The organism is Paraburkholderia polaris (assembly GCF_012927345.1).
Taxonomy (GTDB): Bacteria; Pseudomonadota; Gammaproteobacteria; order Burkholderiales; family Burkholderiaceae; genus Paraburkholderia; species Paraburkholderia polaris.
In genome coordinates this window covers 38,487-53,934 of record NZ_JABBGJ010000045.1, presented here as the reverse complement: position 1 = coordinate 53,934, position 15,448 = coordinate 38,487, and the positions used below count along the sequence as shown (strand labels likewise).

Here is a 15,448-nt window from a genome sequence, read left to right as displayed (position 1 = left end):
ATCTAGTTACCTGTAACCCACTGGACGAAGTCCGGAAGCACCCACATTAACGCAATTTTCCGACAGTTTATACAAACTAACTAGATGGTACAAATTCGTACAAACCCCGAATGACGTTTGCGGCCAATGCGCGCACACTGCGCTCACGTTGTAGAGCCGCGGCGCGTGCCGTGGCCCGCTTTATGCCTTACTTTTGCAGGAGTGGTCGTCATGAGTTTTGCATCAGTGCTGGTCCTCAATGGACCTAATCTCAACTTGCTCGGCACGCGTGAGCCGGCCTTCTATGGCTCGGAAACGCTCGACGATGTCGCGAAACTCTGCCGCGACGCGGGCGAGCGGCTGGATCTGTCGATCGACTTCTGTCAATCGAACGCGGAACACCAACTCATCGACTGGCTGCATGCGGCGCGCACCAAGGTCGACGGCATCGTCATCAATCCGGCGGCTTACACGCATACCTCGGTGGCGATTGCCGACGCGCTCACCGCGATCGAAAAGCCCGTCATCGAAGTGCATATTTCAAACGTGCATCGCCGCGAAGCATTCCGGCATCACTCATACGTGTCGGCGGTGGCCGATGCGATCATCATTGGTTGCGGCACACAAGGCTATGTGCTCGCTCTGGAGCGGATGGCGGTCATCCTTAAGAATAGGGCGGCGAAATGAACACACAAGCGAACACACAAGCGAACACACAATCGAACGCTCAGGCGAGCCCACGATCGTTTCTCGTCGGTCTGATCGGTTCGGGCATTGGCGGATCGCTCACCCCCGCGATGCACGAGGAAGAGGGCAGCAAGCTCGGCCTTCACTATGTGTATCGGCGCATCGATCTGGAGGCGTTGAAGCTGGACGTCACGGCGCTCTCCGATTTGCTCGTCTCCGCCGAACGCATGGGCTACAACGGACTAAACATCACATACCCGTGCAAGCAGGCCGTGATTCCGTTGCTCGACGAACTGTCCGACGACGCGCGCGCACTCGGCGCGGTCAACACGGTCCTGTTCAAGGACGGCAAACTTATCGGCCACAACACCGATTGGTCCGGTTTCGCCCGGGCGTTTCAACGCGGCTTGCCGGACGTGTCACTGGATCGCGTCGTGCAACTGGGCGCGGGCGGCGCGGGCGCAGCGGTCGCCCATGCCGCGCTGATGATGGGCGCGCAAACGCTCACGCTATTTGACGTGGACGCCGCGCGCGCCGCATCGCTCGCCGCGGAATTGCAGAAGCGTTTCCCCGCCTCTACCGTCAGTGGCGGCAGTTCGCTGGCCGAATCGCTCGCGGCCGCCAACGGCCTGATTCACGCGACGCCCACCGGCATGGCGAAATTGCCGGGCTTGCCGTTGCCGGTCGAATTGCTGCACCCCGGTTTGTGGGTAGCGGACATCGTCTATTTCCCGATCCGCACCGCGCTGTTGCAGGCCGCCGAGGCGCTCGGCTGCCGCACGTTGAGCGGCGGCGGCATGGCGGTGTATCAGGCGGTCGACGCGATGCGCATCTTCACGGGCCTGGAACCCGATGCCGAGCGCGTTTACACGCATTTCCAGTCCTTGTTGCAACGCTAAACCGGTAGCACAAGCGCCGTACACATCCGGTAGATAACCAGACCGAGGAGATAGAGACGACATGCCGCAACCGATTCAATCCACTCCCGCCGACGCGACACGCCAAACGAAAGCGACGGTAAGCACCGCGCGCCGCTCGAAAGCCCGCTATCAGATCCTCGGGCTCCTTGCGGTCGGCACGATGATCAACTATCTGGACCGCACGGTGCTTGGCATCGCGGCGCCGCAGTTGACCAAGGAACTCGGCATCAACGCCGCGTTGATGGGGCTGCTGTTCTCGGTATTCTCGTGGAGCTATGTGGCCTCGCAGATTCCGGGCGGCCTCTTTCTCGACCGCTTCGGCAGTAAGCTCACGTATTTCCTGTCGATGACGTTCTGGTCGCTGTGCACCCTGGCGCAAGGGCTCGTGCATGGTATCGGCGCGTTGTTCGTGTTCCGGCTCGGCCTTGGCGTATCGGAAGCGCCATGCTTTCCGACCAATAGCCGCGTGGTGGCCACGTGGTTTCCGCAGAGCGAACGCGCGATGGCGACCGGCACCTACACGGTCGGCGAATATATCGGCCTGGCGTTTTTCAGCCCGTTCCTGTTTATGCTGATGGGCGCGTTCGGCTGGCGTTCGCTGTTCTACGTGGTGGGCGGCGTGGGCCTGGTGTTCGGCGTGATCTGGTGGTTGTTCTATCGCGAGCCGCACGAGCATCCGACCGTCAATCAGGCGGAACTCGACTATATCGAAGCAGGCGGCGGTCTGACGCACAGGAAGAAGAGCGCCGATCATTCCGGCGCACCGGCTGCAGCAGTTGCACCGGCAAAGAGCGGCTTCGAGTGGCGCACCATCGGGCGTCTGCTCAAGCATCGTCAGTTGACCGGCATCTGCCTCGGCCAGTTCGCCGGTAACTCGACGCTGGTGTTCTTCCTTACCTGGTTCCCCACGTATCTCGCCACCGAACGCCATATGGCATGGCTGAAGATCGGCTTCTTCGCGATCATGCCGTTCATTGCCGCGTCGATCGGCGTGATGTTCGGCGGCATCTTCTCCGATTGGCTGCTGCGGCGCGGCAAGTCGCCGAACGTGGCACGTAAGCTGCCGATCATTGCCGGCCTGCTGCTCGCGTCGACGATTATTCTCGCCAACTATGTCGAGAGCAACGTGGTGGTGATCGCGATTCTGTCGGTGGCGTTTTTCGCGCAGGGGATGGCGGCGCTGGGCTGGACGCTGGTGTCGGACATTGCGCCCGAAGGCCTGCTCGGCGTGACCGGCGGCATCTTCAACTTTGCCGCCAATCTGGCCGGCATCGTCACTCCGCTGGTGGTGGGTTTCATCGTCGCGGCAACCGGCTCGTTTGTCGGTGCGCTGGTGTTCATCGGCGTGATCGCGTTGATCGGCGCGCTGTCGTACATCTTTATCGTCGGCGATATCAAGCGGATCGTGCTGGTGGATTGAACGGCGCGTATTGTTCGAACGGCTTGAGAAAAAAAGCGGGACCTGGCTAACGCCACGTCCCGCTTTTTCGTTTGAGGCGTGCCTCAGTCTTCCTTGCGCACGAAACGCAGCACGGCGTCGACGATCATCGCACGATGACGCGCACGCAGGCGCGGGTGCGACGGATCGCGGCCGAACGCCGTGCCGAAGGTATGGCGATTGCCGACGCGGTGAAAGCACAGCGAGCTGATCATCAGGTGCAGGTCGATCGCGTCGACGTCGCTGCGGAACAGTCCCGCCGCGATGCCGCGCGAGAGCAGATCTTCGATCGTATGAATGACCGTGACGTTGCGGCCTTTGAAGCTCTTCACCTGCTCGACGTACTTCGCGCCGTGAATGTTCTCGATCGTCACGAGGCGCACGAAGTCACGCTGACGGTCGTGATAGTCGAACGTGAACTCGACCAGCGCGCGCATGCCTTCGACCGGATCGAGTTCGCTGACGTGCAGATCCTGTTCGAGCGCGCGAATGTCGCCGTACACTTTTTCCAGCACCGCCTGGTACAACCCTTCCTTGCTGCCGAAGTAGTAGTACAGCATGCGCTTGGTGGTGTTCGTGCGCTCCGCGATCGCGTCGACGCGCGCACCGGTCAGCCCCATCGCGGAGAACTCCTGGGTCGCGACGTCGAGGATGTTGCGCTTCGTCTGTTCGGGATCGTACTTGCGTCGGGCGTCGGGACGCGGAGCGCCGGACGCGATGCCGTTGGTATCAGGCTCGGCGGCCTTGCTTCCCTTTTTCATTGTGTATTCGAGCGGCAGTGACGGCGCATTCTAGCATGGCGAAACTGGCCTCCGAAGCGGGTCTCAGGCATAAGCGGCCGCGTATTGAGTCGCGTATTGACTGGACTCACGACGTCGACCGGGTCGTGGGGCGCCGGGCGGCGAGCGCGTCGCGCGTCTGCATGGCGGTGTAGGTGAGTTGAGCGGCTGCAAGACCGAGCGCGCCGTAGGTGGGCGTCAGGCCGAAGGCCGCGAACGCGTCGGGCACCGGCCGTTCACCGGAGATGGCCGCCGCCAGCAATTCGCCGGAGACGGTGGTCGGCGCCATGCCGTGGCCGCCGAAGCCGACTGCGTACCAGACGCCGTCCGTGCTGCGGCCGATTTGCGGCATCTTGTGCCGCGCGTAGCTCATCAGGCCGCCCCAGGCGTGTTCGATCTGCACGTCGTGCAGCTGTGGATAGACCTTCAGCAGATCACGCCGCAAGAGCCGCGCGATGATCTCGGGGGCACGGTCGCGCACCGAGATGCGGCCGCCCCACAGGATGCGCGTATCGGGCAGCGGGCGGTAGTAGTCGAAGGCGAAGCGGGTGTCGTAGACGGCGGCGCGGGTGGCAATCGCGTCGTTCAGGCGTGCGCCGAGCGGTTCGGTCGCCATCACGTAGGTGGCGATCGGCAGCACCGCGCGCTCGACCCGTGGATAGACGTTGCGGGCATAGCCGCCGCCGGCCATCACCACGTGGCGTGCTTCGAGCGCGCCGTGCGGCGTATGCACCACGAAACCGGCGCCTCCACGTCGGGCGTCGTCGCGCCGGGCGCCGCCGCGCCGGGCGCCGTCGCGTCGGGCGCCGCCGCGCTGCAAGCGCACAACGGGTGATTTCTCGTGAATCTGCACACCCGCGTTGGCCGCGGCGCCAGCCACGCCGAGCACATATTTCAGTGGATGAAAGTGGAACGCGTTGCGCTCGAACAGGCCGCCGTGATAACGGCTCGTCTTCAGTTGTGAAGCGAGCGCCGCGGCCGTCACGTGTTCCCACTCGACGCCGAACGAATCCCGCATCATGCGCCGCTGCGTGTCGAGTCTTGCCGGTTCGTCGAACCAGTTGGCGAGGATCACGCCGGCATCGGTCACGTCACAATCGATGCGGTAGCGTTGGATGCGCTTTCGCATCAGATCGACGGCGTCGGTGGTCAGCGTATAGAGTTCGCGCGCACGGGCCGGCCCGAGGGTTTTCAGCAGATCCGCGCAATCGAGGCTGTAGCCGCCGAACACGAAGCCGCCGTTGCGGCCGGAGGCGCCAAAGCCCACCTGCTCGGCTTCGAGCACGGCGATGTCGGCGACGCCCCGCTCGGCGAGTCCCAACGCCGTGGACAAACCCGCGAGGCCGCCACCAATGATGCAGACGTTGACGCTTCGCCGGCCAGTTAGCGGCGCGTAAGCGGACGAGTGCCCGGCAGAGCGGGCGACGGTGGCTTCATAAAAGCTTTGCATATGGCTAGGGTAGCGGCAATGCCGCGCTCACGTCCAGCCGTCTGACAATGCTTGCACTTCGGAGCGGTTAAACAAAAACAAAAGGCCGGCATCCGCACGCAGCGAATGCCGGCCTTGCCAGCCTGATCTCAAGTAGATCAGGACACCGGTAGCAGCTTGCCGCTGAACACCACCGGACCCGTCGGCGCATTGTGATCGGGCGAGCCGCCGGGTGCCTCGATCGAGACCGCCAGTGCCGTGTAACTCTCCGGCTTTTGCTGACCGGCCGTGACCTTGCCGTTGGCGCTGTCCGGCAGCAAGCCGAGCGACACCGGGTGGCCACTGGCCGGAATACCCCACAGCTCCATCGCCCGGCCGGCCGGCAAGTCGACCTTGCCTAGCGGATGCAGCGTCATGGTGGCGTGGGCTTCGTCCCACGCGACTAGCATGACCGGATGCGTTTCCTTGTCATTCAGCACCGCGACATGCGAAACAGCCGTTTCCGGTTGTTGCGCGATGGTTGGCGCCGTGGAAGGCGTCACACCGGACGGCAGCAGCGAGCGTACGGCGACCACGACGGCGACCGCGGCGAACCCTGTCACGCCAATCGCCCAGCCCCGCCAGAACGCGAGGTTCTCGAAGATGCTGCCGGACGGACGCGCGGGTTTTTCGACCACGGTGCGCGGTTGTGTGACTGCGCGTGCCGCTTCACGCGCCGAGCTCAGGCCGAGACGCCGCTCGATGGCATCCCACACGGCGGCCGGCGGCATGCGCGGCTCCGTGAGTTCGGCCAACGGCGAGATTCGCCGCTGCCATTCTTCGACGGCCCGGCGAATCACCGCGTCGTGGTCCGCGATCTGTTGGAAGCGGCGCCGCGCGCCACCGCGCAGCGTGCCGAGTACATACTCGGCGGCCAGCATATCGACCAGCTGAGGATAGCGATGGAGATTCATCACTCGCCTCCCAGACAGGTTTTCAGCTTGGCAAGGCCGCGCCGGATCCAGGATTTGATGGTGCCGAGCGGCACGGACAGAACTTCGGCGATCTCGCTATGGCTCTGATCACGCAGGTAGGCGAGAGCAACCGCCTGACGCTGCGCCGGTTCCAGCTGCTGCATGCAGCCGGCCAGCAGACGTGCCTGCAGGCTGACCGCGGTCAGCGCTTCGGGATCCGGATCGCCGGTGGCCACAAGATCGTCCAACGCATCGCTCCATTCTGTTTCCTGCTTGTTGACCCGCCGCAGGTGATCGAGAGCACGATTTCGGACGATTGCCGACATCCACGTCATCGGGGCGGACAGTGCCCGGCGGTAGTCGCCGGCAAAGCGCCAGATATTGACGAAGCTGTCCTGCAATACTTCCTCGGCCCACTCATGCTTGGTCAATATACGAAGGGCGAGGCCAAACAGTTTCGGGGCGGCGAGATCATATAGCTCGCGCAGTGCCGCAGCGTCTTCCCTGGCAATGCGTTCGAGCAGCTCGGCGAGGGTTTCCGGCGTCAGTTCTCGAGGATTGGCGGTCATGGAAAGTGGTGTGGTGAGCTTGCGGGCCTATGTTACTCAATTTCCTCCCCACCTTATATGTGGTTTTTCCCGCGCGGGCTGCATCCGCCGAGCTTATGGCCGCGTATAGGGTTGCAGAGCACAGGGCTTGCGTCCGAGGGTTCCTCGCGCTGGCCTCAGACGCCCCAGCGCAACACCAGCGGATCGAGCCGTCGCGCGACTTTCAGTAAGCCCGCGCGGGTGGCCGGATGCATCGGCGGCAACGGATGGCGCACCGCGTCCGATCGAATCACACCGCCTTCCTTCATCAAAGCCTTGCATGACGCGAGGCCGCCCTGGCGGTTTTCGTAGTTGATAAGCGGTAGCCATTCCTGATAGTGGGCGGCCGCCGTTTCGGTGTCGCCGGCCGCATAGGCGTCGACGATCAAGCGGATGCCGTCCGCGTAGCCGCCGCCGGTCATCGAACCGGTTGCGCCCGCATCGAGATCGGCCATCAGCGTAATCGCTTCTTCGCCATCCCACGGACCCACCACGGCGTCGCCCCCCAGTTCGATCAGCTCGCGCAGCTTGTTCGCTGCCTGCGGCACTTCGATCTTGAAGTACGACACGTTTTGCAGTTCACGCGCCATGCGCGCTAGAAACGGCGCGGACAATGCCGTGCCGCTGACCGGCGCGTCCTGGATCATGATCGGAATTCCGATTGCATCGGACACCGTGCGGTAGAACTCATAGATGCCGCGCTCGCCGATGCGGATCGTCGCGCCGTGATACGGCGGCATGATCATCACCATTGCAGCGCCTGCAGCTTGCGCGCTGCGGCTGCGTTCAGCGCACAGGTGCGAGCTGAAATGCGTGGTCGTGACGATTACCGGCACGCGGCCGGCGACGTGTTCGAGCACCAGGTGCATCAGCGTATTGCGCTCGTCATCGGACAGCGCGAACCGCTCGGAGAAGTTCGCCAGAATGCACAAGCCGTTGGAACCCGCGTCGATCATGAAATCGATGCAGCGTTTCTGGCCTTCCAGGTCGAGACGGCCGGCCTCGTCGAAGATGGTCGGCGCGACGGGGAACACGCCGCGCAATGGAGCAGGGTTGGGTGTTTGGGTCATGGTGATGTGCGTTGTGCCGAGGTGAGGTGATGACGTGATCAGGCGTGGGTCTTTGAATGTCTCCGTCGCTGACTATACGGCGGTGTGCGTGGCGGGTATATTGAATTGTTTCCATCTTGTGATCGCTTTTGCGACTCACCCCGCGGCTTCCCGGCATTCTATGAAAGACACCCTGAACGTTCTGCTGTCGAGACTGCGCATGAAGCAGCTGCAATTGCTGATCGCACTTGACGACCACACGTCGCTGCACAAAGCAGCCGGCGCGATGTCGATGACGCAGTCGGCCGCCAGCAAGGCGTTACAGGAGCTGGAGTCGATGTTCGAGGCGCCGCTCTTCGAACGCTCGAAGAGCGGCATGATTCCGAACCAGCTCGGCCACTGTGTGATCCGCTACGCGCGGCTCCTGGCGACGGACCTTACCGCGCTGTGCCAGGACGTGGCCGAGATCCGTTCGGGGCGCGGCGGGCGTCTGGCGATCGGGGCGATCATGGGCGCGATTCCCGAGTGCGTCGTGCCGGCGCTGAATGATCTGCATGCCGCGCAGCCGGGCTTGTCGATCGAAGTGGTGGAAGACACGAGTGCGCGCATGCTGCTGCAACTCGACGAAGGCCGGCTTGATCTGGTGATCGGCCGTGCGGCAGTCGCCGCCGATCCGTCGAAGTATCGCTACCATCCGCTCGATGACGAGCCGTTATCCGTGGTGGTGGGTTATGAGCATCCGTCCTTGTCCAGGAAGGAAGTGACACTGCGTGATCTGACCGGTCACCGCTGGGTGATGTATCCGTCGCATATGCCCTTGCACGCGTTGCTCGAACGTGAGATGGATCTGGCGGGGCTCGAGATGCCGGACAACCCGATCTCGACCGCCTCCACCTTTGTGACAGTCGCGTTACTGCAAAGCAGTGCCGATCTGGTTTCACTTTTGCCGACCGCGATCGCGACGTTGTTCGCCCGGCAAAAAATGTTGCGTCTCGTGCCGGTCAAACTGAAATCGCCTTCGCAAACCTTCGGCATTGTGACGCGCAAGGGCGGCGTGCTGTCGCCGCCGGCTGAGCAATTTATCGAGTTATTGCATGGACGGAAGGTGGGGCAGGTGGGGGCGCAGTTGGAGAGTCAGCTGGTGCAGAATCAAAAAACCGCTTGAAGCAGCGGTTTTTCGTCTTTCGAAAGACATCCAATATCTCACGCCATTCGGTGCTCCGCCATGCCCTATGCAGGGGTGTTGCTGCGGCGACACTCTCGGGTAAATCCGAACCGGTTGCATGCTCGTTTTCCGCGCTACACTTGATCGAAGGTGCGCCAGATTCAGGAGATTCAGGAGCATGGCGCCCGCTCGGGGAGAGCAGCCATGAATCGGCCACTGGTTCGGTTACCGCTTCGCGCGACAGGCACGGCGCCCGTCAGGAAGTGGCTCAAATGGGGGCTGGCGGCGGCATTTCTGCTCGCGCTGGCGTTGGCGGCGCGCTTTGTGCAGGTCGAGATCGAAACATCTCGACTGCAGGCGCGCTACCTCTCCGAACTTACGCGCGACGTGGGTTTTTCCGTCGACGGCGGTCCAAGTCACTCCATCCGCTTCCCCCAGGCAGACAAAGGCCCCTACGACAGCCGCCTCGGCTACGCGTTGCTGCCTTCGTTCCAGCAGCGATTGCTGCAACGCGGGTTTGAAATCAGCGCACAGTCGCGGGATTCCGAGCGGATGCTGTCGCTAGCCGATAACGGTCTATTTATTCCCTACGCCGAAAAAGATCAGGCGGGGTTGCAACTCTTCGACGGCACCGGTGCGCCGCTCTTTGGTGCACAGTTTCCAGGCCGCGTTTATGCCAGCTTCGATTCGATCCCGCCGCTTGTCGTCAATTCGCTGCTGTTTATCGAAGACCGCTATCTGCTCGACCCGGATCAGCCGAACCGCAATCCGGCGATCGACTGGGGGCGCTTTAGCCGCGCGCTAGTCGATCAGGGCGCGCGCGTGTTCAATCGGCATCAATCGCAGCCGGGCGGCAGCACGCTCGCTACACAGATAGAGAAGTTCCGCCACTCGGCGGGTGGGCGCACGGCAACGCCGCCGGAGAAATTGCGGCAAATCGCATCGGCCTCGGTACGCGCTTATCTGAATGGCCCGCAGACCATGCCCGCGCGCCAGCAGATCGTCGTCCACTATCTCAACTCGGTGCCGCTTGCCGCGCAACCGGGTATCGGCGAAATCAACGGGATTGGCGACGGTCTGGCCGCCTGGTATGGCCGCGATTTCAACGACGTCAACCGCATTCTCACCGCGCCATCGACAGAAGCGAATCTTGCCGAGCAGGGCGAGGCGTTTCGTCAGGTGCTCTCGCTGATGATCGCGCAGCGCGCGCCGTCGTATTACCTGCGTCACGGCTATGCAGAACTCGAACGTCTGACGGATAGCTATTTGCGGTTGCTGGCGAACGGCGGTGTGATAACGGTTGCGCTGCGTGATGCCGCGCTGTCCGCGCAAGTGGATCTGCGCCATACACCAAACCATACGGAGAACGCGGACTCGTTCGTGTCGCGCAAGGCCGTCACGTCGATGCGCTCGCATCTGTTGGCGGCGCTCGGCATTCCGAGTTTCTACGAACTCGACCGGCTCGACTTGCAAGCGACGGGCACGCTCAACAACGCCGTGCAGCTGGCCGTGAGTGAACGCCTCGCCGCCGCCGCGACGCGCGACGGCGCGAAAGCCGCCGGAATTGTCGGCTTTGAAATGCTGCGCGCTTCCGACGATCCGTCGAGAATCGCCTATAGCTTCACGCTGTTCGAACGGCGCGACGGCGCGAACCTCGTGCGGGTGCAAACCGATAGCGTCAACCAGCCGTTCGACATCAATTCCGGCGCACGGCTGAATCTCGGTTCGACGGCGAAAATGCGTACCGTGGTGACGTATTTGCAGATCGTCTCCGACCTGCATGCGCGTTATGCCCCGCTGAGCACAGCGGAGCTGAAAGCCGTGAAGCCCGATCCGAACGATCAACTCACGCGCTGGGCACTGGATTATCTGGCGCATACCTCGGATCGCTCGTTGCAAGCCATGCTCGATGCGGCGGTGGAACGCAAATACTCGGCGAGCCCGGGCGAAACGTTCTATACGGGCGGTGGCGCGCAGTCCTTCAACAACTTCGATTCCGACGACAACAGCCGCATTCTCACCGTGCACCGCGCCTTCCAGCATTCGGTGAATCTGGTGTTCGTGCGGCTGATGCGCGATATCGTCCACTACGAGATGGTTCAAACCACCGGGCCGTCGTCGCAATGGCTGGGCGATCCGGCGATCCGCAAGATGTATCTCACGCGTTTCGCCGATCAGGAAAGCCGCGTGTATATGAATCGTTTCTACACGAAGTACCACGGCAAAGCGCCCGAGCAGCAGTTGGCCTTGTTGCTGCTCGGCGTGCGCAAATCACCGCCGAAAGTGGCGACGGTGTTGCGCAGCGTCGCACCGGATGAATCGAATGCGTGGTTCAACGCGAAGATGCGTGCCGCGTTGAAAAATACGCCGGCCGCCTCCATGCTGGACGATGAAGATCTGGCTAACCTGTATGACAAATATTCGATCGACCGCTTCAATCTGAACGATCGCGGCTACATTTCGAGCGTGCATCCGCTGGAGTTGTGGACGCTCAACTACCTGCGCGCCCATCCCGATGCAACGCTCGAGCAGGTACAGAAAGCAAGCAGCGACGTGCGTCTGTCGACATACTCGTGGCTCTTCAAGACCCGCTATCACGCTACGCAGGACCGCCGCATCAAGCGGATGGTCGAACTGCGCGCTTACGATGCGATCGGCAAATCGTGGCAGGCGCTCGGCTACCCATTTGCGACGCTCACGCCTTCGTATGCGGCGGCGATTGGCGCGTCCGGCGACCGGCCGGCTGCGCTCGCGCAACTGATTGGCGTGATTGCCAACGGCGGCAACAAGGTGCCGACAGAAAGCCTTACGCAACTCGACTTTGCGAAAAACACGCCGTACGAAACGCATTTCCAACGGGCAGCGGTGGCGCCGCAGCAGCAGTTGTCGCCGGAGATCGCCGGGGTTGTCAGAATGCTGTTGCGCGATGTGGTGTTAGGCGGTACGGCGAAGCGTCTTGCGCAGGGCATGACGTTCCCCGACGGTCAGACACTCGAGATTTACGGCAAGACCGGTACCGGCGATCAGCGCTTCAATGTGTGGGCCAAAGGCGCGCGGCTGATCGAATCGCGCAAGGTGAACCGCAGCGCAACCTTCGTGTTTGTGATGGGGGACCGCTTCTACGGCACGCTGACCGCCTACGTGCATGAACCGTATGCGGCGCGGTACGAGTTCACCAGCGCGCTGTCGGTCCAGTTGCTGAAGTCGCTGGCGCCGGTGTTGGAGCCGTTGCTGAAGGATCCGTCTGCCAAAACCGCGTCTGTAGCAAAGGTAGCCGTGCAATAAGCGGTTGGGTTAGCAACGGGTCACGACTGCTTGATAACCGTGCGAGACGTTATGGACGAAGTCGTGCTCCGTGTGTTTCGCACGAGAACAGCCTCTGTCGGCGGCTAATAACCGGCTTCTGTTGCCGGCTTCAGGAATAGCTCGTGCACGGGCGCGAAATGCGCGTACAACGGCAGAATCGCACCGCCCATTGCCCGCGCATCGGCGCCGATAGTGCCTTCCAGTAGTTGCGGACGCACCATTCCCTCCCATTCAAAGCGATCGAGCACGCGCTCGGTTCGGCGGATGATTTCGCGGACTAGTTGCCGGTCGAGTTCACCGTCGATCACCACCGCTTCCAGGTCGAGCAAGGCAGCCGCATTGGTCAACGCACTGGCGATTGCCGGGCAAGCGGTGTCGAGCCATTGTTCGGTCAGGCGCCACAGTTCAGGCGACAACGCGCGATGGTCATGCGCGGCGGCGGACGGCGCGCCTGCATCGCTCAACAGCCGTTCCAGGACAAAGCCCGATGCTGCGTGCAGCAGTTGCCGCGAAGGTTTGCGAGCGCTGCCGTCCCTTAGCGGTATCGAGCCGACTGCGCCCGCGTTGTCGTGCGGTCCGGCATGCAAACGTCCGTCGATCACCAGGCCGCCGCCGATAAACGTACCGACGAACAGGTATAGAAAATTGTGAATCCCGCGGCCTTGGCCCATCACGAGTTCGGCCGCGCAGGCGGCGGTGGTGTCTTTGGCGAACTCGACGGGCAAGCCCGTCATCGTCGCGATGCGGCTGCGCAAGTCGATCTCGTGCCACGCTTCCAGCGCGTCCTGCGGCGCGCCGAGAAAATCGCGCCAACCGCCGAGCCACAACGGCGCCGCCACGCCCACGCCAACTACTTTGTTCGCTTTTGCGCCGAGCGTCTGATTCACGCGTGCCAGTTTGCTTTCGAGCGCGGGGAATAGCGTGCGCGGATCGGGATAGGCATAGTCGAATACATCGCGGCACACGACGTGGCCCGCGAAATCCATCGCCAGCACGTCGAGACTGCGGCGCCCCACCTTGATGCCGATGGTGTACGCGCCGTCGGCGCGCAACGCGATCGGCACCGAGGGTTGACCGATGCGGCCACGCACGCGTGCCTGCTTCTCGAGCAGGCCGTCGTCGATCAGACGGTCGACGATCATCGACACGGTTTGCATCGACAGACGCGTGAGACGGCCCACGTCAGCTTTCGGCAGCGGCCCGTGCAAACGGATCGCCTGCAAGACGATTCGTTCGTTGAACTGCCGCATGCCGACCTGATTGGAGCCGACCGTGCGTTTAAGGGGCGAACGGGTGCCGATAGTTTCCATCGTCGCGTGCCCCTCAGCGGGATGCAACCATCATGCAATCGCCTTGACGTCCGCTTCCTTCGCGCCCGTCATGATCGCCACGGCCTCCGACATGTGGATGTCTTTGGTGTTCACGATCGCCGCGCGCCGGCCGAGCCGCTGGATATGAATGCGATCCGCGACTTCGAACACGTGCGGCATGTTGTGGCTGATCAGGATCACCGGCAGGCCGCGCTCGCGCACGCGGCGGATCAGTTCGAGCACCATGTTGCCTTCTTTCACGCCGAGCGCGGCGGTGGGTTCGTCGAGAATCACCACATGCCGGGCGAACGCCGCGCTGCGCGCGACAGCCACCCCTTGACGCTGGCCGCCGGATAGCGTTTCGACCGCCTGGCGCATCGAGCGAATACCGATTTGCAGATCCTTCATATGCGCGGTGGCTTCCTCGAGCATGCGACGCTTGTCGATCATCTTGAAGATCGACCCGCGCCAGCCCGGTTTGACGAGCTCACGGGCAAGAAACAGGTTTTCGGCGATGCTCATGGCGGGCGCCACCGCGAGTTCCTGGTACACGGTTTCGATGCCTTGAGCGCGTGCATCCAAAGGACTGCGGAATTTAACCGGCTTGCCGTCAAGCAGGATTTCGCCCTCATCGGGGACGGTGGCGCCCGAAAGCGCCTTGATCAACGACGATTTGCCCGCGCCGTTGTCGCCGATCACGGCGAGAATCTCGCCGGGCAGCACTTCGAAATCACAACCGTCGAGCGCGGTGACGTTGCCGTAGCGTTTGACGAGTCCGCGTGCCTGCAGAACGGGCAGCACGACAGAAGCGGAAGTAGGTGTCGACATGACAGGCTCCTGAGTGCTCAACCGCGACGATGGGAAAGTTTGTCCGCGGCCACCGCGAGAATCACGAGTATGCCGGTGATCAATACCTGGTAGACCGAAGAGACGCCGATCAGTGTCAAGCCATTGCGAAACACGCCGACGATCAACGCACCGAGCAGTGTTCCGGTAATCGAGCCGCGTCCGCCGAACAGACTCGTGCCGCCCAACACCACCGCCGTAATACTGTCGAGGTTCTCGGTTTGCCCTGCCTGCGGATCGCCGACGCCGGTGCGCGACACCGACAACAGCGCGGCAATACCGTAGATCGCGCCGGCCAGCGAATACACGGTGAGCAAAATTTTCTGCGACGAGAGGCCCATCAGGCGCGCGGCTTCGGGGTTATTGCCGAGCGCATACAGATGTCGGCCGGGCACGGTGTCGCGCAAGACGAACCACGTCGCCACGTACATCAGCAGCGTGAGCACTGTGCCGTAGGTGACATCGGCGGGGCCGAGCTTGAACGTGTTGCCCAGGAACATGATTGCGTCCGGCAGATTCGAGACGCTTTCCGCGTTCGAATAGATCTGCGTGAGCGCGAACGCGATGTTCAGCGTACCGAGCGTGACGATAAAGGCCGGCAACTTGATCCGTGTGATTAGCACGCCATTGAGCGCACCGAACAGCGCGCTCGCGGCGATGCCGCACAGAATCGCGAGAATGGGCGGCACGCCGAGCGTGACCGCGAATTTGGTCATGATGATCGAGCCGAACGCCATCACCATCCCGCACGACAGATCGATCCCGCCTGTCAGCACGATCAGCGTCTGGCCGATGGCGATGACGGCGACCACCATCGTCTGTTGCAGGATCAGCGAGAGATTCTGGAACGACAGGAACCGGTTGCTCTGTGAAATGAAGAAGCCGCAGGCCAGCAGCAGGGCGATCAGCGGTCCGATTTCAGCGAGCGACGGCAAGCGGTCGGTGAAGGTGCGCGGGTGGCCCGCGGGCGCGGAAGGAGTCGACATGATAGGTGTCCTCG

Annotated in this window: 13 protein-coding genes; 5 read left to right on the top strand and 8 right to left on the bottom strand. The window is 62.6% G+C overall.

Going from position 1 to position 15,448, the window contains the following annotated elements:
• Nucleotides 1–210 precede the first annotated feature (210 nt).
• From aroQ to HHL24_RS33755, 3 genes are all read left to right on the top strand, one after another.
• Entirely contained in the window at nt 211–666 is a 456-nt protein-coding gene (aroQ, locus tag HHL24_RS33765) for a type II 3-dehydroquinate dehydratase (RefSeq protein WP_169489640.1), read from the top strand.
• Entirely contained in the window at nt 663–1,565 is a 903-nt protein-coding gene (locus HHL24_RS33760; RefSeq protein WP_169489639.1) for a shikimate dehydrogenase, read from the top strand. Before aroQ ends, HHL24_RS33760 begins: the two co-directional genes overlap by 4 nt.
• A gap of 61 nt (nt 1,566–1,626) precedes the next feature.
• Nucleotides 1,627–3,006 (top strand): MFS transporter, encoded by a 1,380-nt coding sequence (locus HHL24_RS33755; RefSeq protein WP_169489638.1) that lies wholly within the window; start codon nt 1,627–1,629, stop codon nt 3,004–3,006.
• 83 nt (nt 3,007–3,089) lie between these two features.
• Here HHL24_RS33755 and HHL24_RS33750 read toward each other — a convergent pair whose 3' ends face one another.
• The 5 genes from HHL24_RS33750 to HHL24_RS33730 all read right to left on the bottom strand — a co-directional run bounded on the left by HHL24_RS33750 (nt 3,090) and on the right by HHL24_RS33730 (nt 7,842).
• The gene (locus HHL24_RS33750) at nt 3,090–3,785 is read right to left on the bottom strand and encodes a TetR family transcriptional regulator (RefSeq protein ID WP_169489637.1); all 696 of its coding nucleotides are present in this window, start codon (nt 3,783–3,785) and stop codon (nt 3,090–3,092) included.
• A gap of 106 nt (nt 3,786–3,891) precedes the next feature.
• The gene (locus HHL24_RS33745; RefSeq protein ID WP_169489636.1) at nt 3,892–5,253 is read right to left on the bottom strand and encodes an NAD(P)/FAD-dependent oxidoreductase; all 1,362 of its coding nucleotides are present in this window, start codon (nt 5,251–5,253) and stop codon (nt 3,892–3,894) included.
• Nucleotides 5,254–5,390: 137 nt separating this feature from the next.
• Nucleotides 5,391–6,185 (bottom strand): anti-sigma factor, encoded by a 795-nt coding sequence (locus HHL24_RS33740; protein ID WP_169489635.1) that lies wholly within the window; start codon nt 6,183–6,185, stop codon nt 5,391–5,393.
• Nucleotides 6,185–6,754: an RNA polymerase sigma factor gene (locus HHL24_RS33735; protein ID WP_169489634.1), complete on the bottom strand. Its 570-nt coding sequence runs from the start codon at nt 6,752–6,754 to the stop codon at nt 6,185–6,187. The genes HHL24_RS33740 and HHL24_RS33735 overlap by 1 nt, the downstream gene beginning before the upstream one ends.
• A 155-nt stretch (nt 6,755–6,909) precedes the next feature.
• Entirely contained in the window at nt 6,910–7,842 is a 933-nt protein-coding gene (locus HHL24_RS33730; RefSeq protein ID WP_169489633.1) for a dihydrodipicolinate synthase family protein, read from the bottom strand.
• A 160-nt stretch (nt 7,843–8,002) separates the two neighbouring features.
• Between HHL24_RS33730 and HHL24_RS33725 the strand changes: the two genes are divergently transcribed.
• Nucleotides 8,003–8,986 carry a LysR family transcriptional regulator gene (locus HHL24_RS33725; protein ID WP_169489632.1) on the top strand — a complete coding sequence of 328 codons (984 nt, stop codon included), beginning with the start codon at nt 8,003–8,005 and terminating at the stop codon, nt 8,984–8,986.
• Between the two features lie 204 nt (nt 8,987–9,190).
• A complete protein-coding gene (locus tag HHL24_RS33720) occupies nt 9,191–12,271 on the top strand; it encodes a transglycosylase domain-containing protein (protein ID WP_169489631.1) in 3,081 nt (1,026 codons plus the stop codon).
• 104 nt (nt 12,272–12,375) lie between these two features.
• On the opposite strand, the gene HHL24_RS33715 is transcribed toward HHL24_RS33720, so the two are convergent.
• Genes HHL24_RS33715 through HHL24_RS33705 form a run of 3 tightly spaced genes read right to left on the bottom strand, consistent with a single transcriptional unit; the run spans nt 12,376 to nt 15,434 of the window.
• Nucleotides 12,376–13,602 (bottom strand): ROK family transcriptional regulator, encoded by a 1,227-nt coding sequence (locus tag HHL24_RS33715; protein WP_169489630.1) that lies wholly within the window; start codon nt 13,600–13,602, stop codon nt 12,376–12,378.
• A gap of 30 nt (nt 13,603–13,632) precedes the next feature.
• Nucleotides 13,633–14,430, bottom strand: a complete 798-nt coding sequence (locus HHL24_RS33710) for an ATP-binding cassette domain-containing protein (RefSeq protein WP_169489629.1) — start codon at nt 14,428–14,430, stop codon at nt 13,633–13,635.
• A 17-nt stretch (nt 14,431–14,447) separates the two neighbouring features.
• Nucleotides 14,448–15,434 (bottom strand): ABC transporter permease, encoded by a 987-nt coding sequence (locus HHL24_RS33705; RefSeq protein WP_169489628.1) that lies wholly within the window; start codon nt 15,432–15,434, stop codon nt 14,448–14,450.
• Nucleotides 15,435–15,448: the final 14 nt, after the last annotated feature.